Genomic DNA, 21,095 nt, shown 5'->3' with positions numbered 1-21,095 from the left:
AACCTCGAATCCAGCCGATGCCAAGAAGGTAGCCATCCACCCGAAAGGAGCCTCTCATGTTCACGCCCGGTCACCTGAACCGTACTAATGCTCCTGGCACTCCCGGAGTCCCGGAATACAACATTGATGTCTTCTATGAAGTCCGCCGCGACCCCAAGGAAGGCATGCTGATGCACTTCAAGATGGACGGAGCGGTATCAGGTAAAAGCTTCACCGAAGAATTCGATATGCACCGCGACACGGCCTTCAACTTTGCCAGCCGCGTGGCAAAGGCTGCGGCCAAGCATGGAGTGCCCGCCAATGCCAGTCTCATCATGCGCGGGCACAAGGAGTACGACGCGATGTTCGAGGATATTCGCGACAAACTCGGCGTCCAACCGGGCGATCCAGTCAATCTGGATAACGCGGAGAAAGACCGGCGCTGAGTGACGCCAGTGCCACTCAGCGCGCCCCATCCACCGGATGGATCACTAGGTAGCTGTCGACGGCATTGCCTATGGTCGGAAAGAACGCCGTTTCGCCAAGCCGCGCGAACAGCCCGAATCGCTTCAGCTTGTCCTTCACCGGGTCCTTCATCTCGGCCACGCACAATTTGATGCCTGCCGCGTGCAAGGTGTCGTCCAGCTCAGCCAACATGTCGGCAGAGGTCACGTCCACACTGGTCACGGGTTCCGCCGCAACGACCAACCAGCGCACGGGCGTAGGCGATGCCGCCACTGCGTCGAGCACTCGCTCATTGAACAGTTCGGCGTTGGCGAAGAACAACGGCGCATCCCAGCGAAACAGCACCAGGCCGGGTATAAGGTGCGCGTCGGGATAGCGCTGGATGTCGTGGTAGCCCTTGACGCCATCGACTCGCCCCAGCACCGCCGAATACGGCCGCCAGCCATCCCACAGAAATTCGATGACGGCGATCACGATGGCCAGGCCGATGCCCTCGATCGCGCCGAACACGGCCACACCGACGGTGCAGACGATCGACAACCAGAACTCCCAGCGCTGGATGCGATAAATGCGTCGCAGGTCGGCGACTTCAATCAGGCCGATGGCCGACGCGATCACGACCGCTGCCAGTGCGCTGCTGGGCAAACTCTGCAACAGGTTCGGCGCCACCATCAGCAATAAGGCGACTGCCAACGCGCCGACAACCCCGGTCAACTGGGTTTTGGCGCCTGCGGCTTCGGCCACGGGGGTGCGTGAAGAACTGCTACTGATTGGAAAGCCCTGGAAAAATCCAGCCGCCAGATTGGCAAAACCGAGCCCTGCCATCTCCTGGTTCGGATCGACATAGGTGCGAGTCCGTGCTGCATAGACACGAGAGAGCACGCTGGTGTCGGCGAACGACACCAGGGCTACGGCGAAACCGCCGATGAGCACGGGGACAATATCGGCGCGGGTGATCCAGGGGATGGCGAACGCAGGTAAACCTTGTGGAAGAGCACCGAGGACCGACACTCCCGAGCGCGCGGCAAGGTCCAGCACACCGACGGCAACGGTCGCGCCTGCCACGGCGATCAAGATGCCCGGCACGCGCTTGAAGCCCTTGAGCAGCAGGATCACGGTCAAGGTGGCCGCGCCGATCATGAACGCGGTCCAGTTGGTCTTTCCTTCCATCACCGCGGTGACGATAGCCCATATGTTTCTCAGCGGGCCGTCGGACTCAATCGAAAAACCGAAAAACTTCGGTAATTGGCTGATCAATACAGTCAGCGCGATGCCGTTCATGTACCCGTAGCGGATCGGCTTGGACAGCAACTCCGTAATGAAGCCCAAACGCATGATGCCCGCCAGGATGCACACGGTTCCTGAAACGATCGCCATCATGCCCGCAAGGGCGACGGCGCGATGCGGGTCGCCGCCCGACAGGGGCAGGACGACTGCAAGGATAACGGCGGCCAGTGAGGAATCCGGGCCCAGCACCAGAATCCGGCTAGGCCCGAACAATGCGTAAGCGAGTAGCGGAACGATGGTCGCGTAGAGGCCATAGATGCCGGGTACGCCCGATGCCACGGCGTAGGCGATGCCGACGGGGACCAACATCGTGGTGAGCACCAGCCCGGCCATGATGTCGTGACGCAACCAGGCAACCTGGTACCCTCGCAGCGTGCGAAGTCCAGGAAGCCAGCGGCCCCAGCCGGTATCGTCGCCGGTATCCCGGCGTGCAATCCGGCCCGGTTCCGGGACGGGAGGCGAAGAATCCGAATCGCTCATAGAGCTGTGGCCTATAGGTGTACAGCGCAGATTCGCTTAAACGTGCCCGTCAGAATTTTTCGGGCACTCGCCGGTGCGGATAATCCGGGTCGCGATAGCCGCCTGGCTTCTGCCGTTTAGGCAAAATCACCTCCTCGCGCGGTACATCCTTGTACGGGATGCGGCTGAGCAAATCAGTGATGATGTTAAGGCGCGCCCGCCGTTTGTCGTTGGAATTGGCCACCAGCCATGGGGCATGATCGGTGTCGGTTGCCTTGAACATGTCGTCACGGGCACGTGAATAGTCATACCAGCGGCTGTATGACTTGAGATCCATGGGGGTCAGTTTCCAGATTTTGCGCCCATCCTTGATGCGTTCCTGAAGCCGGCGGGTCTGCTCGTCTTCACTGACTTCCAGCCAGTATTTGAGCAGGATCACACCCGAGTCGACGATTGCACGCTCCACCAGAGGCGTTGTCTTCAGGAAACTGGCAACCTGCTGTTTAGTGCAGAACCCCATCACACGCTCGACGCCCGCCCGGTTGTACCAACTGCGATCGAAGATCACCACTTCGCCAGCCGCGGGCAAGTACGGCAGGTAACGCTGGACATACATCTGGCTTTTCTCTCGATCACTCGGCGCCGTTAGCGCCACCACCCGAAAGACACGCGGGCTGACGCGTTCGGTGATCGCCTTGATCGTCCCGCCCTTGCCTGCGCCATCGCGTCCCTCGAAGACGATACAGATCTTGATGCCCTTGGCTTTTACCCACTCCTGTAACTTGACCAGTTCGACGTGCAGGGTGCGCAGTTGCTCAAGGTAATCCTTGTTCTTCAGCTTCGGGTTTTCAGCAGATTTACTCTTAGGGGCTTTGTTCTTGTCCTTTGCCATGACCAAGACCTCATAGATGCCAGTCGCCGATAGGTATTCAGCGTAGGTTGCTTTCAACTCATCCGCCGAGCGCGATGATCGCTGTGATCAGTACAGCACCGGTGACTGCCGTCGCAAGACCGCCTTGCCACGGTTTTGCGCCGGCGTACTTCGAGAGCATCCAACCGGCGATGAACAGCACCCCGAGGCCTACCAGGTTGGACAGGCGTACCGCGAGCGCTGTCTGATCAAGTAGCAGAAACGGCACGACAAGCGGGAATGTCGAGAACACCACCAACAGGAAAACGCCGACAGCGCCCCTGAAATCATCCCAACCGAGGCGCGGCTGTACCGGCATGGATGAATACTCGACCAGGCGGCGACGCAACGATTCCAGCTCTTCAGGGCCGGCCGCTGCTGCGAGACGCGGGGGCAACGCCTCGGCAATGAGCGCTTGCCCGGCGGCTGCATCCGTCGCACCGAGCAGGTTGGTACGAAGCGTACGGTTGCGTGTGCGCTCGATCAGGGTTCGCAGTAAATACATCACGGCGTCCGCGAGTCCCCAGGCGAGGTTGCAACCCAGCGCGGCGATCATCATCGTCCGTTCCGCCTCCTGGCCAGCCGTCGCCACGCTGACCGTCCCAGTGAAGGTCATTGCCATGAGCAGGCCGAAGATGACCTCCGTGACACGATCGACCGGATCAAGTACACGGGCCCGCTTTTGATCTCCAGTGCTTTGCATGCGCTCATCCTCACCACGGCTGCGTCAGCGTGGTCCCGGTTTTCAGCCGTGCCAGGATGGTCAAGACCCAGCATCCGCAAGCACACCGAACAGCTTAGTTCAGACTTGACCTGTCACAACGCGACGTATCGACAACGACTAAACTTTTGCGATTGAACCTTGTTTCCCAAGGAGATCTCCATGAGCACCGCTCCCTTGTCCGAACTCGATGCCGCCCTGCCCGGGCTGGCCCGCAAGATCCGCGTGCTGGATGCCCTGGCCTGGCCGGATGGGGTCGAAGAAGCATTCCTGACACGTTGGCGCGCCGGGCAGGCAGAACTGCCCAGGGTTGAACTGCGCCCGCGCGACCACAGCACCGACATCGCCGCCCTCGAAGCCTTTATCGGCCGCTGCGATGAGGGTCATCCGGCCGGGCGCCACCTCGCCATGACGGCGCGCAGCTATGCCACGGCGGGACACATGCTCGGTGCCATCGGCACGCCCGCTTTTACGCAGTATTCGTCAGCGCTGTACCGACGCCCGGACTTCTACTACTCGCGCCTGAAACTGAGCATGCTGGACGCGGCCCAATTCTTCCTCAAGACCACCGATGCCCTTCTGGGCGGTGCGCGGATTCCACCGAGCCCGGCCGAGATCCCGGCCGAAGTCTTCGCCGCCTGGATGCAGCCGGAACTCGACCGCTTCTTCGGCCCGGGCCGGATCACCGTCGTGCTCGATCCAACCCTGGCCGCCAAGGCCATCGCCGGGGCCAGTCGCATCCGCCTGCGGGCCAGCGCGCTGTTCTCGGAACTGGACAAGAACCAGCTGTTGCAGCATGAGGCCTTCGTGCATGTCGCCACGGCACAAAACGGCGCGCTGCAACCCAACCTCAAAAGCCTGGGCCTGGGGGCGCCACGCACGACTCAGACCCAAGAGGGCATCGCCACCCTGGCCGAGCTGTTCACCGGCAGCATGGACATCAACCGCCTGCGCCGCCTCGCCCTGCGCGTGCTCGCGGTCCAGCAGGCGCTGGATGGCGCCGATTTCGTCCAGGTATTCGAAGGTTTTCTCGCCGCAGGTCAGTCACAGGAGGAGTCCTTCCGCTCGACCCAGCGGGTTTTCCGCGGCGCCGACCTGCGCGGCGGCTCGGCGTTCACCAAGGATGCCGCCTACCTGACCGGCTTGCTCGGCGTGCATACCCTGTTGCGCATCGCGATTCGCGACAACCGGCCGGAACTGGTGGGCCACCTGTTCGCCGGGCGCCTCAGTCTGGGGGATACCGTTCGCCTGGCCCCGCTCTTCGAGTCTGGCTGGCTCCAGGGGCCGGTCCATCTCCCGGCCTGGGCCTCCGATCTGCGTCTACTCGCCGCCAACCTGGCGTTCTCCGCTTTTGTTTCCCGGATCAAGCTGGATGTACTCGATCTGGAGGTGCTCATGGCCTTCGCCGACGAGCATGAAGCCGATGCCAGCGCCTAGCGTTTAAAGGGAAAGCCACTGAACCAAACGCTCTGCATCAGTTATTTATACTCAAATGCCAGCTTAATAATATTTTACCGATACCAGGGTGATCCCTAGTCTTGACCCCAAGAAATGGCAGGCCGTTACCGACCTAAATCCAACTTCGAAGGGTATTGCGATGACCACTGAAAAAATAAAAACAGATACGCTGATTGTTGGCGCCGGTCAGGCTGGCGTGGCCATGAGTGAACACTTGAGCAAACTCGGCGTGCCGCACCTGGTGCTGGAGCGCAACCGTATCGCCGAGCGCTGGCGCACCGGCCGTTGGGATTCGTTGGTGGCCAACGGCCCGGCCTGGCACGACCGTTTTCCCGGTCTCGATTTCGACGACCTCAGCCCCGACGACTTTGCCCCGAAAGAACGGGTCGCCGACTACTTCGAAGCCTACGCCAGGAAATTCAACGCCCCGATCCGCACCGACGTGGACGTGCTGAAGGTTGAGCGCAATGTCGGTCGCCCGGGCTTCACCATTGAAACCTCTGAAGGCGTGATCGAGGCCAACCGCGTGGTGGCTGCCACCGGGCCTTTCCAGCGTCCGGTTATCCCGCCGATTGCGCCGAAAGATCAGCCATTCCTGCAGATCCACTCCGCTGAATACCGCAACCCGACACAACTGCCTGAAGGGGCTGTTCTGGTCGTCGGTGCCGGTTCGTCGGGCGTGCAAATCGCCGATGAACTGCAGCGCGCTGGAAAGAAGGTGTACCTCTCGGTCGGCGCACACGATCGCCCTCCCCGCGCTTATCGCAACCGTGATTTCTGCTGGTGGTTGGGTGTGCTCGGCGAATGGGATCAGGCGGCCATGAAACCCGGCCGGGAACACGTCACCATCGCTGTCAGCGGTGCGCATGGCGGTCGGACGGTGGACTTCCGTGGTCTCGCTCATCGCGGCATGACGCTCGTCGGTCTGACCCAATCGTTCAACGGCGCCTTGGCGACCTTCCAACCGAACCTTGCCGACAACCTGGCGCGCGGCGACGAGAACTATCTGGCACTGCTCAATGCCGCCGATGCCTACATCGAACGCAACGGCCTGGACCTGCCGGAAGAGCCTGAAGCGCGCATTACCTTCCCGGATCCGGAGTGCGTGACCAACCCGATTCTTCAGCTCGACCTGGCCGAGGCCGGTGTGACCTCGATCATCTGGGCCACCGGTTTTGCCACGGATTACAGCTGGCTCAAGGTTGATGCCTTCGACGACAACGGCAAGCCACAGCATCAGCGCGGCGTCTCGAGCGAGCCGGGCGTGTATTTCCTCGGCCTGCCGTGGCAGTCCCGTCGCGGCTCTTCGTTCATTTGGGGCGTTTGGCATGACGCCAAGTACGTGGCTGATCACATCGCCATCCAGCGTTCATACCTCGACTACCACGATGCCGCGCAACGCGAGGCTGAAACCGTCCCGGTTGCCCATAAAGCAACTGTCAGCGCTTGAGCCATTTTTCTTTAGGAGCTTCAAATGTCCACGCCAACCCATACCCGTATTCGCATGTTCAACACCAAAGAAACCTACCCGAACCAGAGCTTGGACAATGACCTGTGCCAGGCCGTCCGGGCCAGCAACACCGTTTACGTTCGCGGTCAGGTCGGTACCGACTTCGAAGGCAACCTGGTAGGCCTCGGTGACCCGCGTGCGCAAACCGAGCAAGCCATGCGCAACGTCAAACAGTTGCTGGAAGAGGCCGGCAGCGACCTTAGCCACATCGTGAAAACCACCACTTACCTGATTGATCCACGTTACCGCGAGCCGGTGTATCAGGAAGTGGGCAAGTGGCTTAAAGGGGTGTTTCCGATTTCGACCGGGTTGGTGGTGTCGGCGTTGGGGCAGCCGCAGTGGTTGATGGAGATTGATGTGATTGCGGTGATTCCTGAGTAAGCAGGTTTACCGAGTCGCGGCCATCGCAGGCAAGCCAGCTCCCACAGGTTATTCGTCGCTCACATATTTGTGGCCACTAAAGATCCCCTGTGGGAGCGAGCTTGCTCGCGATAGCGTCCGCACAGACGCCAATTTTACCAAGGCAAACCAAGGAGCAAAACCATGACCTTCTCCATCGCCGCCCGTTGCCCCGAAACCGGTCAGTTCGGCATTGCGATCAGTTCCTCGAGCATCGCCGTCGGCGCACGTTGCCCCTGGCTGCTGCCAGGTGTCGGCGCCGTCTCTACACAAAACATCACCCTGCCCTCCCTCGGTCCGGAAGCCCTTGCCCTCATGGAGCAAGGCCTCGCGCCTGCTGAAGCACTGGACAAAGTCCTGACCCGCAACGGCTACAGCCAATATCGGCAGATCACCGCGATTGACCATCTCGGCCGCACCGCGCACTTCAGCGGCGCGCAAACCCTGGGCAACCACAGCGCCGTGTCGGGCGATCAATGCGTCGCTGCCGGCAACATGCTGGCGGACCGTTCAGTGATCGAAGCGATGGTTGAGGCATTCGAGCATGGCGAAGGTCAACTGACCGACCGCTTGCTCGCTGCCATGAAAGCAGCCATCGCGGCAGGCGGCGAAGCCGGGCCAGTGCATTCGGCGGCGGTGGTGGTGGTCGGCGAGTTGACCTGGCCGATCATCAACCTGCGGGTGGATTGGGCGGATCACGATCCAATCGGTCAATTGGAGAAACTCTGGGACGCCTATCGCCCACAGGTTCAGGACTACATCGACCGCGCCCTGGCCCCCGACAAGTCCCCTGGCTACGGTGTCGCCGGAGACGACCGATGAGCAACAGCCTCGATTTGCTGAGAACGTTGGTGGCGTTCGACACCACGAGCCGCGAATCAAACCTGCACCTCATCGAGTTCGTCCGCGACTACCTCGAACGCTTCGACGTGCCTTGCGAGCTGGTCTACAACGAGCAGCGCAGCAAGGCCAATCTGTTCGCGACCATTGGCCCAGCGGATCGACCGGGCATTGTGCTGTCGGGCCACACCGACGTGGTGCCTGCCGACGGCCAGCCGTGGACTGTTGCGCCGTTCGAAATTACCGAACGCGACGGCAAGTTGTACGGTCGCGGCACGGCAGACATGAAAGGCTACATCGCCTGCGTGCTCGCCCTGGTCCCGTCGTTGGTAAAGAGCACGCTGCGGCTGCCGGTGCACATCGCGCTTTCATACGATGAGGAAGTTGGCTGCCTCGGTGTGCGTTCGTTGCTGTCGGAATTGGAAAAGCGCCCGGTCAAACCGATGCTCTGCATCATTGGTGAGCCGACCGAACTCAAACCGGTGCTCGGTCATAAAGGCAAACTGGCGATGCGTTGCGATATTCATGGTGAAGCGTGCCATTCGGCGTACGCCCCGCTCGGGGTCAATGCGATTGAATACGCCGCCGAACTGATCGGTGAACTGGGGCGGATTGGCCACCGGCTCAAAGCGCCTGAGCATCACGACACGCGTTTCGATCCGCCCTTCAGCACGGTGCAAACCGGCGTCATTTCCGGCGGCAAGGCCTTGAACATCGTCCCCGCCGATTGCCGCTTCGACTTTGAAATCCGCGCCCTGCCCTCGCATGATCCAAGTGAGGTTGCGCAGCAGCTGAAGGCTTATGCCGAACAGCAGGTTTTGCCGCGCATGCGTGCGGTGAGTGAACAGAGTGAAATTCGATTTAGCGAGTTGTCGGCGTATCCCGGTTTGGCAACTGATGCGCACAGCGAGGCTGCTGAGTTGATTGCTGCTTTCTGCGGCTCCCGAGAATTCGGCACCGTAGCCTTCGGAACCGAGGGCGGTCTATTCGACGCGGCAGGAACTCCCACCGTCGTCTGCGGCCCCGGCAGCATGGATCAAGGCCACAAACCCGACGAATTCGTCAGCCTCGAACAACTCACCGCCTGCGACGCCATGCTGCAACGAATGCTGCTATCAATCAGCGAATAGCAAAGATTTTGAACACCCAAAAATCCCCTGTGGGAGCGAGCTTGCTCGCGATGAGGGCCTGACAGGCAAAATTGATTTGGCTGACAGACCGCTATCGCGAGCAAGCTCGCTCCCACAGGTTTTGTGCCCATCCACTGACTGGCATTCAACCCCGTCGGCCCCCGCGTGGACACCGTAAAACCAGCCATCACACCCTCCCCAACTGACATACATTTTTTAGCGTCTATACCCACAAACTTACTAATTTATCTCTCACTCCCCACCGCACATCATCAACTCCAACAAGAAAAGCGTCGCCCCCGCGCGGCGCTCACCGAAGTACGTCCACGTACTCAAATTGCCTTGGAGTCCGTCATGGTTACCGCAGCAACAACCTCCGCCCCGCTCATCGAAAAACACACCATCGGCTACGTGCCACCCGAAGATCGCCACGGAAAAACCAGAGACCTGTTCACCCTCTGGTTCGGTGGCAACATCGCGCCGTTGCCCATCGTCACCGGCGCCCTCGGCGTGCAAATGTTCCACCTGAACCTGGTGTGGGGCATCGTCGCCATCCTCGTGGGTCACCTGGTCGGCGGCGTGCTGATGGCACTGCACTCGGCGCAAGGCCCGCAGATGGGCATTCCGCAGATGATCCAGAGCCGCGCCCAGTTCGGCTCCCTCGGCGCACTGCTGGTGGTGCTGATCGCCGGCATCATGTACATCGGCTTCTTCGCCTCCAACATCGTCCTCGCCGGCAAGTCCCTGCACGGCGTGGTCGACAGCGTGCCAGTGCCGGTGGGCATTGTCATCGGCGCCCTCGGTTCCGGCATCATCGGCATCATCGGCTACCGCTTCATCCACGTACTCAACCGCATCGGCACCTGGGTACTCGGTGCCGGTATCGTGCTGGGCTTCGGCTACATCTTCACCCACGTCCAGACCGCCGACTTCCTCACCCGCGGCAGCTTCAACATCTCCGGTTGGCTGGCCACCGTGTCCCTCGCCGCGCTCTGGCAAATCGCCTTCGCGCCCTAGGTCTCCGACTATTCGCGCTACCTGCCAGCCAACGTGCCCGTGGCCGCAACGTTCTGGACCACTTACCTGGGCACCGTGCTCGGCTCCAGCCTCTCGTTCATCTTCGGCGCCGTCGCCGTCCTCGCCACGCCGGTGGGCATGGACACCATGGACGCCGTCAAACTCGCCACCGGCTCCATCGGCCCGTTGATGCTCGTGCTGTTCCTGCTCAGCGTCATCAGCCACAACGCCCTCAACCTCTACGGCGCCGTGCTGTCGCTGATCACCCTGGTCCAAACCTTCGCCTACCGCTGGATCCCGACCGCCAAAAGCCGCGCCGTCCTGTCGGTCATCGTCCTCGCCGCCTGCTGCTTCGCCGCCGTCGGCGCCTCCGCCAACTTCATCGGCCACTTCGTCGACATGGTGCTGGTGCTGCTCGTCGTGCTGGTGCCGTGGACCGCGATCAACCTGATCGACTTCTACGCCATTCACAAAGGTCAGTACGACATCGACTCGATCTTCAAAGTCGATGGCGGGATCTATGGCCGGTACAACCCGCAGGCGCTGTTGGCTTATGCAATCGGGATTGCGGTGCAGATTCCGTTTATGAACACGCCGCTGTATGTCGGGCCGATTTCGGAGCACATCGATGGGGCGGATTTGTCCTGGTTGGTGGGTCTGCTGATTACCTCACCGCTCTATTACTGGCTAGCCAACCGCGACACCGCCTACAAACGCCGCCTCTCAACCGGAAAACTGGCTAACTCGATCTAACTAAACCCCCAATCCCCTGTGGGAGCGAGCTTGCTCGCGATGAGGCCCTGACAGTCAACATAGACTTTACTGACAGCCATCATCTCCAGAAAAACCGCCTCCCACCGGGCACATCCTGCCTATTCGAATCTGCTACATTCCTCATTCAAAACACCAAAACAAGGAATGTTCGCCCATGAAATTCGGCTACCTGATCATCTACGTCCCCGACGTCCCCGCCTCCCTCCAATTCTTCGAAACAGCCTTCGGCCTCGCCACTCGCTTCCTCCACGAATCAGGCACCTACGGCGAACTCGAAACTGGTGAAACCGCCCTGGCCTTCGCCGCCAACGAACTCGCCGCTATGAACTTCAGCAGTGGCCACGTCTCCGCTCACTCTTCCGCTAAACCGCTGGGCATCGAAGTCGGACTGGTGGCCGACGACGTCCCCACCGCCCACGCCAAAGCCCTGAGCGCAGGCGCCACCGAAATAACCGCCCCTGCCCTAAAACCCTGGGGTCAAACCGTCTCCTACGTGCGCTGCCCAGACGGGACGCTGGTAGAACTTTGCACACCGATAAAATGAACCCTGCCCACCACTGCCCACCTAACTGAATGACTATCAGGAGGTGGCTAATGCAAATCGAAACAATCTGGATCGTGCTCGCGGCAGTACTTTTGCTGGTTGAGCTATGGGCGATTAACAGGGTGCGTAAAGCCGAAGGTAAATCGAGCAACAAGCTGGTGTGGATGGTGGTCATCGTGTTTGTGCCGCTGATCGGGCTGTTGCTATGGGCGTTGGCGGGGCCGAAGCATGTTGTTCAGAATTCGCATTCAGCGCAGGCCAGGCGGTAGCGCCGGACGCCATGCAATAACGATCTGCGAACTGCGCAATTTGAAAGGACAAAGCCCTGATGATTCGGGGCTTTGTTGTTTCTAGGCATTCGATCAGCGTGGAAGCCGCCGAAAGCCGAAATCTTTTAATCTTACGATCCGAAAATCACGTAGGAAACCACCCTCTGTGCAGCGATACGCCCAAAGGCGCGACTGCCAGCGCCCAGATCTACAGCCTGGTCGAAACCGCGAAGGTCAACGGCCAAGAGCCCTATACGTGGCTGCGCCACGTACTGGAGCGACTGCCGCATGCGCAGTCAGTAACCGACTATGAAGCATTGCTGCCGTGGAACTGCTCACCGGAAATACCACGGTAAACGGGAAGCGCATCTGACGGTAGGTGTGCTTCATGGATCGCATACGAGTAAGAGCGCTGCAAGCGCGTATTGTGACGGCTACAAGACGGCAGGCATAACAAGGCGAAAGCCCTGCAATGGTTGCTGACTCACTCGTTCAGCGGCAAAGCATTGGCCGTGAAACGGGTGTCTGAAAACAAAGGCAAAAACACCCCCGGTAATACGTGGCAGCGCCACGCACTTGAACACCTGCCACAGGCAACCTCGGTTGAAGATTACGAAGACTTGCGGCCTTGGAACTGCTCGCTCGCATCGCCTCGCTAAGCGCGCCGCCTATTTCTGAATAGGGGGTTAATGGAGCACTTACGCACGAACTGACGGCCGCAGTCCTATCAAGCGGCAAAAAAACCGATGCGAGCCCTGATGCCGCTGCTCACTCAAGCCCCGGGTTTACTTGCGCAAACAAAGGTTGGGTGCTTAAGTTGATGTAGTGGGGATTCTGCCGGTGGATGGTTCTCTGCCTGTCTCTCGTTTCAAACGTTGCACTATTTCTATGAATTCAGGGACTGAACACCATGTGGAAAAAAACATATTTACTAAACACAGCTCTCCTTCTTGCTGTTTCTCTTTTTCTTGCGCCGAAGATTATTTTGATAGAATTTTTCTCTAACAGATGGATTGATACTGGGATACCCAGTATTTTTTTGTTCTTACTACAAGACTTGATTCTTTCAGCAATTATATATCTGACAGCAATAACTATAATAAGCAAGAATAAATTGTATTTTTACGTGTTGAGTATTTCCTCAGGCTTTCTTTTGCTATGTCTAATACTGGATATGAGGGTTAGAGAACTATGGCTCAAACCGTTAGATTTTCCAATAATAAGATACGGCTTACAAAATGCGGATGAATTAACCGCAGGAGTAGAAATATTTTTCAACCAGTCCTCTGGCTTTGGATTTACATTTCGATTCATTGTATTTATCCTCTTCCTTGCTTACCTGGCAACTTGGTCTCTAGTTGGATTGGCCACATATAAATTACACAAAGACCAAAGAACAAACAAAGAGGAGAAAAGCAAATACAGGATAATGTTTATATTATTCTTATCAAGCATGTTTTTATGGTCAATTTATACGAAAGACGCTCGCTACGACTTGAACAAAAATATCTTCACAAACCCTTTAATTGCTACTTTTAAAAGCATCATCTCTTTAAATGCAACTCAAGCTAAACCACACTAGAATTCGAACAACCAACTTACCCTTTGTCAGCAATCAACGACATTAAAAAGCTTAATTCCCAGCCCACTCCAGACTTTAAGAACCTGGTATTTATTGTCCTGGAATCGGTTCGATGGAACAGTATTTTTGGTGCCGGTGTAAAAACCGGTGAAAAATACCCAGTATTTGAAAAACTTTCTCAGGAGGGAATGCTTTCTAAATCGTATGTGTCAGTCCCTCACTCATCTAAAGGCTATTACTCAATACTTACCGGATTGCATGCATATCCAGACATTGAAATTAAAGAGGCGATGCACCTATATCAACCCAGTATAATTCATGAATTAAAAAAGAAAAAAAATATGGAAGCAATTGCATTTAGTTCATTATTTTTACAATTTGAAAACATGGGTGGTTTTCTAAAATCTGTAGGCGTGTCGAACTCATATGTAGCTTCTGATCTTATCCCAGATAAAAATAACCCCCAAAACAATAGCAGCTTCGGAGAAAGTGATGAATATTTATTCTCGTCAAGTGTTTCTCACTTGGAAGATATTGCTAAAAAAGGCAAAGGGTTCATTGCGCTATATTTTCCAACCGCAGCACATTACCCCTACAACTGCACTACCAATTCAACTTCTCAGACAGCGATAAAAAAATACGAAGAATGCATAATGAAAATAGACACGCTAATAGGTGGAATGTTAGATGCATTCGACAAGTCAGGCATCTTAAATTCAACATTATTTGTGCTTGTTGGAGATCATGGAGAATCTTTTGGGGAGCATGGGGTATTTATTCATAACTCCTCCATGTACGAAGAGGAAGTTACTGTGCCTTTAATATTTTGGGCGAATGGTAAAATACTACCTAAGAACACATCAACAACGAGTCACCAGACTGACATCATACCAACAATTGCTGATTTTTTCGGAGCGACTGATTCTTCCCTCAATATACAAGGCGTTAGTTTGTTGAGGGAGCAAGGGGAACGGGCGTTTTTTATGTCTACTTTTTTTGACGAACTGTCATCAGCATTAGTTGACCACCCCTATAAATACATATATGAATACAGTCCAGACACTATTACAAAGTATAATATTGAAGACGATCCGCAAGAAAAAACACCTCAAACCGTTCATGGCAATGAATTCAACACCATTAAAAACAGATTGCTTTCTTATAACTTATACCAAAAAGCTATTTTTGCAGAAAAAACTGAACACACTGAATGACTCAATCATCGTAGCTTTGTAAATGACTCGGTACTTGAATTCATAGAATAAGTGCGATGCTTTAAACGTGAAACAGAGAGCGAGCCCCCGGCGTTATGCAAGTTAGTTGTCGTGTCAACCGATCGCGGCAGGAATGGCAGTCACCTGCCACTCCCCGCACAGAGCCGTACGTGCGGAATTACCGCCTACGGCTCCTGCCTTGGATTTTGACACCGAAGCGGGTTATGGGATAAGGGTGCATCAAAAACGCTGTTAGCTATGGTGTCAAAGCCAGCTCACCGTCACGTCTTTCCCATCAGAAGTTAGCCGGCGTATTCGCACTAATAATCTCCGCCTCATCAGCCCCAATATTCCGAAACCGATGTGGCAACGTCGTCGGAAAGTAATACCCATCCCCGGCATTCAGCACACTAATCTGCCCATCAACAGTCAGCTCAACAGTGCCACGGGTTACGAGCCCACACTCCTCCCCTTCCGAATGCACAATCGGCTCTTCCCCCGAACTCGCCCCAGGTGCGTACTGCTCGCGCAACAGCCGCATCTGCCGACTCGGCACCGAAGCGCCAATCAGTAGCAACCGCAGCCCATGGCGCCCGAGATCCGGCTGTTCATTGGCGCGGAACACGTACTGATGTTCGCGGGGCGGTTGGTCGAAGGTGAAGAAGTCCGCCAAAGACATGGGGATGCCTTCGAGCAGTTTTTTGAGGGAGCTGACGGAGGGACTGACGCGATTCTGTTCGATCAGGGAGATGGTGGCATTGGTGACGCCGCTACGCCGGGCCAGCTCGCGCTGGGAGAGTTTGTAGCTTTCGCGTACTAATTTGAGTCGTGAGCCCGTGTCCATGACAGCCTTATGCGAAGAATACTTAAGGGTTATGGGGGTGGATGGCGGGCGACTTTTGGCCGCGAAAGTACCGCTTCCCTGTCCCGGAAATGTGAAAGGCGGGTATTAAATCACGTTTGGTGGTGTTGCTCAGCAGGTTCGATAAATGGCTGAATAAAAAGCCAAAAGCGGGGACCGCTTCGCGACCCAGCGGGAGCAAGCTCCCTCGCCACAGGGAAGGGAGCTGTCCGTTGGTAACGCTTAGATGCCGAACCGATCACGCAGCGCGTAATACGCGGCGCCCATGGCGGTGAGTGGGGCCTGGAAGGTGCGGCCGCCGATCATGGGCATGTGCGGCAGGGACGCGAACGCGTCGAAGCGTTCGGCGTCGCCGCGGATCATTTCCGAGATCAGTTTGCCGGCCAGGTGCGAGCAGGTGACGCCGTGGCCGCTGTAGCCTTGCATGTAGTAGGCGTTTTTCTCGATGCGGCCGAACTGCGGCATGCGTGACATGGTCAGCAGGAAGTTGCCGGTCCAGCGGTAGTCGATCTTCACGTCTTTGAGTTGCGGGAAGGTTTTGAGGATTTTCGGTTTGATCAGCTGCTCGATGTCGTCCGGTTCGCGGGCGCCGTAGACCACGCCGCCGCCGTACAGCAGGCGGTTGTCGGCGGTGAGGCGGTAGTAGTCGAGCAGGTAGTTGCAGTCTTCGACGCAGTAGTTGTTTTTGATCAGGCTGCGCGCGACTTTTTCGGACAACGGTTCGGTGACGACGATTTGCGAACCGCACGGCATGCTTTTGCGCGTGACGCGGTTGTCGAGGTCTTGCGACAGGTAGGCGTTGCCAGCGATCAGCAGGTATTTGGCGCGCACCAGGCCTTTGGCGGTGCGTACGGTGATCGGTTCGCCATAGGTGATTTCCACTGCGGCCGATTGCTCGTAGATTTTGCCGCCCAGGCCGATGATGGCCGAGGCTTCGCCGAGGGCCAGGTTCAGCGGGTGGATGTGGCCGCCCTGCATGTCCAGCAAGCCGCCGACGTAGTTGTCGCAACCGACTTCGCGCTTGATGTCCGACGCGTCGAGCATTTTCAGGTTTTTGTTGCCGTAGCGTTCCCAGCTGCTTTTCTGATCGGCCAGGCCTTTGAGCTGCTTCTTGTTCAGCGCGGCAAAGATGCCGCCCGGCTTGTAGTCGCACTGGATGTCGTAGTGTTGTATGCGCTGACGGATGATGTCGGCGCCTTCAAAAATCATGCTGCCGAGGACTTCGGCGGTTTTGTCGCCGTAGCGTTCTTCGATGACATCAACGTCGCGGCTGTAGGAGTTGACCAGTTGGCCGCCGTTGCGACCGCTGGCGCCGAAACCGACTTTGGCGGCTTCGAGCACGGTCACGCTGTAGCCCGCTTCGCAGAGGAACAGGGCCGAGGACAAACCGGTGTAGCCGGCGCCGATCACGCAGACGTCGCAGTCCACCGCTTGTTCGAGCACCGGGAAGTCGCCGGTGAAGTTGCGGGTGGCGGCGTAGTAGCTGTTTACATGATTTTGTTTAACAGAGCTTTGTTTCATAGGTTTCTCCGATGGCCGCCGGCACCTGCCGGCGACCGCCGTTGTAGAGGTGTTAGAGCTTGATCCAGGTCGCTTTGAGTTCGGTGTATTTGTCGAACGCGTGCAGCGATTTGTCCCGACCGTTACCCGACTGCTTGTACCCGCCGAACGGCGCGGTCATGTCGCCGCCGTCGTACTGGTTGACCCAGACGCTGCCGGCGCGCAAGCCGCGAGCGAAGGTGTGGGCCTTGCTCAGGTTGCTGGTCCACACGCCGGCGGCCAGGCCGAAGATGCTGTCGTTGGCAATCGCCAGCGCTTCATCGAAGGTGTCGAAGGTGATCAGCGACAGCACCGGGCCGAAGATTTCTTCACGGGCGATGGTCATGGCGTTGGTCACGCCGTCGAAAATCGCCGGTTCCACGTACAGGCCACCGGTGTCTTCGAGGGTGCGACTACCGCCCGCGATCAGTTGCGCTCCCTGGTCTTTGCCGACCTGGATGTAGCGCAGCACGTTGTCCAGTTGACGCTGATCGACGACCGCGCCGACGGTGGTTGCCGGATCGAGGGCGTGCCCCGGTTTCCAGGCTTGCAGCGCTTCTACCAGCAGTGGAATGAATTGCTCGCGAATAGAACGCTCCACCAGCAAGCGCGAACCGGCGGTGCAGACTTCGCCCTGGTTGAAGGCAATCGCACCGGCCGCTGCTTGTGCTGCCGCGCGCAAATCCGGTGCGTCGGCGAACACCACGTTCGGGCTCTTCCCCCCTGCTTCGAGCCAGACGCGTTTCATGTTGCTTTGCCCGGAATAGGTCAGCAGTTGCTTGGCAATCGCGGTCGAGCCGGTGAAGGCCAGCACGTCGACGTCCATGTGCAACGCCAGCGCCTTGCCGACGGTGTGACCGTAGCCCGGCAGGACGTTGAACACGCCTTTCGGGATGCCCGCGTCCAGCGCAAGCTGGGCGATGCGGATCGCCGTGAGTGGCGACTTTTCCGAAGGCTTGAGGATAAACGAGTTGCCGGCCGCGAGGGCCGGTGCGAACTTCCAGCTGGCCATGATCAGCGGGAAGTTCCACGGCACGATGGCGGCGACCACGCCTGCAGGTTCGCGGGTGATGAGGCCGAGTTGGTCGTGCGGTGTGGCGGCGACTTCGTCGTAGATCTTGTCGATGGCTTCGGCGCTCCAGCGGATCGCGTTGGCGGTCGCCGGGATGTCGATGTTCATCGAGTCGCTGATCGGTTTGCCCATGTCGAGGGTTTCGAGCAGGGCGAGTTCTTCCTGGTTGGCCAGGATGAGATCGGCGAAACGGATCAGGATGCGCTTGCGCTCGGCCGGGGCGAGTTTGGCCCAGATGCCGGATTCGAAGGTGCGGCGCGCGACGGCGACTGCCTCATTGGCGTCGGCTTCGTCGGTGCTGGCGACGTTGGCCAGGAAGCGGCCGTCGACCGGGCTCATGCATTCAAAGGTGTCGCCGGTGAGTGCCGAGCAGAATTGGCCGTCGATGAATGCGCGGCCTTCGATTGTTAAGGACTGGAAGCGTTGTTCCCAGTCGCTGCGAGTGTTTGTCATTGTTGTGACTCGACGCAGAGGAGTAAGTGATCGTCAGTTAAAACCTTGAGATGCAATCCCTTGTGGGAGCGAGCTTGCTCGCGATAGCGGTGTATCAGGCGACATCAATGTTGACTGTGCCGCCCTCATCGCGAGCAAGCTCGCTCCCACAGGTGATTCACCAGCCGTCAGACGGTGTGCAGATACCAGTTGTACTCAAGGTCCGAGATGGAGTTCTCGAACTCGGCCAGCTCGCTTTCCTTGCACGCCACGAACACGTCGATGTACATCGGGTCGATGTAGCGCGACATGACTTCGCTGTCGTCCAGCTCGCGCAGTGCATCACGCAGGTTGTTCGGCAGGCTCTGCTCGTTCTGCTCGTAGCTGTTGCCTTCGACCGGTGCGCCCGGCTCGATTTCGTTGGTCAGGCCGTGGTGAATACCGGCCAGGACTGACGCCATCAACAAGTACGGGTTGGCATCGGCGCCCGCCACGCGGTGTTCGATGCGCACCGAATCCGGCGAACCGGTCGGCACACGCACCGCAACGGTACGGTTGTCGATACCCCAGCTCGGCGAGTTCGGCACGTAGAACTGCGCGCCGAAACGACGGTACGAGTTGACGTTCGGGCAGAGGAACGCCATCTGCGCCGGCAGGGTCTCGAGCACACCGCCGATCGCGTGTCGCAGCGCGGCGTTCTGCTCGGGATCCTCGCTGGCAAAGATGTTGTTGCCTTCTTTGTCGAGAATCGAAATGTGTACGTGCAAACCATTGCCCGCCTGGCCCGGATACGGCTTGGCCATGAAGGTGGTGTCCATCTCGTGGTCGTAGGCGATGTTTTTCACCAGACGTTTGAGCAACACCGCGTAGTCGCAGGCCTTTATCGGGTCATTGACGTGATGCAGGTTCACTTCGAACTGCGCCGGGGCGCTTTCCTTGACGATGGCGTCGGCAGGAATGCCCTGCTCTTTCGCGCCTTCGAGGATGTCTTGCAGGCAATCGACGTATTCGTCCAGATCGTCGATCAGGTAGACCTGGGTCGACATCGGACGTTTGCCCGACACCGGCGAGCGTGGCGATTGCGGACGACCGTTCACGTTGTCTTGGTCGATCAGATAGAACTCGAGTTCGAACGCGGCGCAGATGGTCAGGCCCATTGCATCGAACTTGCTCACGACCTGACGCAGCACTTCGCGAGGGTCAGCGAAGAACGGCTGGCCTTCGAGTTCGTGCATGGTCATTAACAGTTGCGCGGTTGGGCGCTTCTGCCAAGGCTCGATGCTGAGGGTATTGGGGATGGGAAAGCAGATTCGGTCTGAGTCGCCGATGTCCAGACCCAGGCCGGTGCTTTCCACCGTAGAACCATTGATGTCCAGAGCAAACAGTGACGCCGGGAGGTTGATGCCTTTTTCGTAAACCTTATGAAGACTGGTGCGCTCGATGCGCTTGCCGCGCACCACACCGTTCATATCCGCAATCAGAAGGTCGACGTACAAAACCTCAGGATATTTCTTAAGGAATGCGTTTGCTTCGTTGAGTTGAACGGCACGCAGAGGGACCGACATGATGCACCTATTAGCTGTTAATTATTATGTTCACTACCCTTTCACGAGCCCAGTCAATCCGAAAGGCAAAGTGAAGTCAATAGCGAACACTTGGCCTTTCAATCTTTATTTTCAGGCCTTTTTTGGGCACGAGAGTGCCAGACCAGTCTTGAGAGCTGCGTAAATCCTCAACATCGGACGTGCGGCGTTTAGAATTTTTTACATGAGAGTTGTTAATTAAAATCAACAAGGCTAAGCTCCGGAAAAGCTCGTTCAAGTGTGAAACTTCGAGGTGATAAAAATGGCACTCAAGCCATTAATCGGCGTTACTGCGTGCGTCAAACAGATTGGCCTGCACCCCTACCATGTCAGCGGCGACAAGTACTTGCGTGCTGTCAGCGTCGCGGCTTTGGGGCTGCCGGTCGTCATTCCTTCCTTAGGCGAACTGACTGAGATTGATGATGTGCTCGCGCATCTCGACGGTCTGCTGCTGACCGGCTCACCCTCGAATGTGGAACCCTTCCACTATCAAGGCCCCGACAGCGCCCCCGGTACGGATCACGATCCGCAACGGGACGCCACGACCCTTCCTTTATTGCGTGCGGCCATTGCGGCCGGCGTGCCGGTGCTTGGCATCTGCCGGGGCTTTCAGGAAATGAACGTGGCGTTTGGTGGCAGCTTGCATCAGAAGGTCCACGAGCTTCCCGGCATGCTGGATCACCGGGAAGCGAATCATCCGGACCTGGCCGTGCAGTACGCAGCGGCTCACGCGGTCAACGTGCAACCGGGCGGTGTGTTCGAGGCTCTGGATTTTCCGCAGGTGTTCCAGGTCAATTCGATTCACAGCCAGGGCATCGACCGGCTGGCTCCCGGCCTGCGCGCCGAAGCCGTCGCACCGGATGGTTTGATCGAGGCGATTTCGGTCGAGCACAGCAAGGCTTTCGCCGTCGGCGTGCAATGGCACCCGGAATGGCAGGTGCTTTCGAACCCTCCTTATTTGAGTATTTTCCAGGCGTTTGGCGAGGCGTGCCGGCAACGGGCGGCGCTGCGTAATACGCGCTGACTTAACACTCGATTAATCAATTTAC

Annotated in this window: 18 protein-coding genes and 2 pseudogenes; 13 read left to right on the top strand and 7 right to left on the bottom strand. The window is 57.7% G+C overall.

All coding sequences use genetic code 11. From position 1 onward, the window contains the following. The first annotated feature begins 56 nt into the window (after positions 1-56). Positions 57-425: a DUF5064 family protein gene (locus ACYZT7_RS14335; protein ID WP_462041528.1), complete on the top strand. Its 369-nt coding sequence runs from the start codon at positions 57-59 to the stop codon at positions 423-425. A 16-nt stretch (positions 426-441) separates the two neighbouring features. Here ACYZT7_RS14335 and ACYZT7_RS14330 read toward each other — a convergent pair whose 3' ends face one another. The 3 genes from ACYZT7_RS14330 to ACYZT7_RS14320 are packed head-to-tail and all read right to left on the bottom strand — an operon-like array spanning position 442 to position 3,803. Further along, positions 442-2,211 carry a SulP family inorganic anion transporter gene (locus ACYZT7_RS14330; RefSeq protein WP_462041527.1) on the bottom strand — a complete coding sequence of 590 codons (1,770 nt, stop codon included), beginning with the start codon at positions 2,209-2,211 and terminating at the stop codon, positions 442-444. Positions 2,212-2,260: 49 nt separating this feature from the next. After that, positions 2,261-3,082: a polyphosphate kinase 2 gene (ppk2, locus tag ACYZT7_RS14325; RefSeq protein WP_462041526.1), complete on the bottom strand. Its 822-nt coding sequence runs from the start codon at positions 3,080-3,082 to the stop codon at positions 2,261-2,263. 58 nt (positions 3,083-3,140) lie between these two features. Beyond that, positions 3,141-3,803, bottom strand: a complete 663-nt coding sequence (locus tag ACYZT7_RS14320) for a hypothetical protein (protein WP_462041525.1) — start codon at positions 3,801-3,803, stop codon at positions 3,141-3,143. A gap of 180 nt (positions 3,804-3,983) precedes the next feature. On the opposite strand from ACYZT7_RS14320, the gene ACYZT7_RS14315 reads away from it, so the two are divergent. The 11 genes and pseudogenes from ACYZT7_RS14315 to ACYZT7_RS14265 all read left to right on the top strand — a co-directional run bounded on the left by ACYZT7_RS14315 (position 3,984) and on the right by ACYZT7_RS14265 (position 14,558). Then, the gene (locus ACYZT7_RS14315) at positions 3,984-5,258 is read left to right on the top strand and encodes a flavohemoglobin expression-modulating QEGLA motif protein (protein WP_462041524.1); all 1,275 of its coding nucleotides are present in this window, start codon (positions 3,984-3,986) and stop codon (positions 5,256-5,258) included. A gap of 160 nt (positions 5,259-5,418) precedes the next feature. After that, positions 5,419-6,729: a flavin-containing monooxygenase gene (locus tag ACYZT7_RS14310; RefSeq protein WP_462041523.1), complete on the top strand. Its 1,311-nt coding sequence runs from the start codon at positions 5,419-5,421 to the stop codon at positions 6,727-6,729. Positions 6,730-6,753: 24 nt separating this feature from the next. Beyond that, positions 6,754-7,170, top strand: coding sequence for a RidA family protein (locus tag ACYZT7_RS14305; RefSeq protein WP_462041522.1), 417 nt, complete (start codon positions 6,754-6,756; stop codon positions 7,168-7,170). A gap of 162 nt (positions 7,171-7,332) precedes the next feature. Further along, the gene (locus ACYZT7_RS14300; protein ID WP_462041521.1) at positions 7,333-8,010 is read left to right on the top strand and encodes a DUF1028 domain-containing protein; all 678 of its coding nucleotides are present in this window, start codon (positions 7,333-7,335) and stop codon (positions 8,008-8,010) included. Continuing rightward, on the top strand, positions 8,007-9,158 hold the full coding sequence (gene argE / locus ACYZT7_RS14295) for an acetylornithine deacetylase (RefSeq protein ID WP_462041520.1): 1,152 nt from the start codon (positions 8,007-8,009) through the stop codon (positions 9,156-9,158). Before ACYZT7_RS14300 ends, argE begins: the two co-directional genes overlap by 4 nt. Positions 9,159-9,512: 354 nt before the next feature. Beyond that, a pseudogene (locus tag ACYZT7_RS14290) lies at positions 9,513-10,928 on the top strand (purine-cytosine permease family protein). 175 nt (positions 10,929-11,103) lie between these two features. Then, on the top strand, positions 11,104-11,493 hold the full coding sequence (locus ACYZT7_RS14285) for a VOC family protein (RefSeq protein ID WP_462041519.1): 390 nt from the start codon (positions 11,104-11,106) through the stop codon (positions 11,491-11,493). A gap of 50 nt (positions 11,494-11,543) precedes the next feature. Next, on the top strand, positions 11,544-11,762 hold the full coding sequence (locus ACYZT7_RS14280; RefSeq protein ID WP_462041518.1) for a PLD nuclease N-terminal domain-containing protein: 219 nt from the start codon (positions 11,544-11,546) through the stop codon (positions 11,760-11,762). 164 nt (positions 11,763-11,926) lie between these two features. Next, a pseudogene (locus ACYZT7_RS14275) lies at positions 11,927-12,118 on the top strand (transposase domain-containing protein); the annotation flags it as partial. Positions 12,119-12,672: 554 nt separating this feature from the next. Beyond that, a complete protein-coding gene (locus ACYZT7_RS14270) occupies positions 12,673-13,344 on the top strand; it encodes a hypothetical protein (protein ID WP_462041517.1) in 672 nt (223 codons plus the stop codon). A 23-nt stretch (positions 13,345-13,367) separates the two neighbouring features. Beyond that, positions 13,368-14,558 (top strand): LTA synthase family protein, encoded by a 1,191-nt coding sequence (locus ACYZT7_RS14265; RefSeq protein WP_462041516.1) that lies wholly within the window; start codon positions 13,368-13,370, stop codon positions 14,556-14,558. Positions 14,559-14,853: 295 nt separating this feature from the next. Here the strand turns inward: ACYZT7_RS14265 and ACYZT7_RS14260 are convergent, their stop codons facing one another. The 4 genes from ACYZT7_RS14260 to ACYZT7_RS14245 all read right to left on the bottom strand — a co-directional run bounded on the left by ACYZT7_RS14260 (position 14,854) and on the right by ACYZT7_RS14245 (position 20,028). Next, positions 14,854-15,402, bottom strand: a complete 549-nt coding sequence (locus tag ACYZT7_RS14260; protein WP_007895886.1) for a cupin domain-containing protein — start codon at positions 15,400-15,402, stop codon at positions 14,854-14,856. Between the two features lie 240 nt (positions 15,403-15,642). Further along, positions 15,643-16,941, bottom strand: coding sequence for an NAD(P)/FAD-dependent oxidoreductase (locus ACYZT7_RS14255; RefSeq protein ID WP_462041515.1), 1,299 nt, complete (start codon positions 16,939-16,941; stop codon positions 15,643-15,645). A gap of 52 nt (positions 16,942-16,993) precedes the next feature. Further along, positions 16,994-18,484 carry an aldehyde dehydrogenase gene (locus ACYZT7_RS14250; RefSeq protein WP_462041514.1) on the bottom strand — a complete coding sequence of 497 codons (1,491 nt, stop codon included), beginning with the start codon at positions 18,482-18,484 and terminating at the stop codon, positions 16,994-16,996. A gap of 167 nt (positions 18,485-18,651) precedes the next feature. After that, on the bottom strand, positions 18,652-20,028 hold the full coding sequence (locus ACYZT7_RS14245) for a glutamine synthetase family protein (protein ID WP_462041513.1): 1,377 nt from the start codon (positions 20,026-20,028) through the stop codon (positions 18,652-18,654). Between the two features lie 280 nt (positions 20,029-20,308). Here ACYZT7_RS14245 and ACYZT7_RS14240 point away from each other — a divergent pair, with 280 nt between their 5' ends. After that, a complete protein-coding gene (locus ACYZT7_RS14240; RefSeq protein ID WP_462041512.1) occupies positions 20,309-21,070 on the top strand; it encodes a gamma-glutamyl-gamma-aminobutyrate hydrolase family protein in 762 nt (253 codons plus the stop codon). The last annotated feature ends 25 nt before the right edge of the window (positions 21,071-21,095 follow it).

Source organism: Pseudomonas sp. RT4P38, assembly GCF_054897765.1.
The sequence above is the reverse complement of the archived record's forward strand: the minus strand, read 5'-3'. Positions and strand labels throughout refer to the sequence as shown.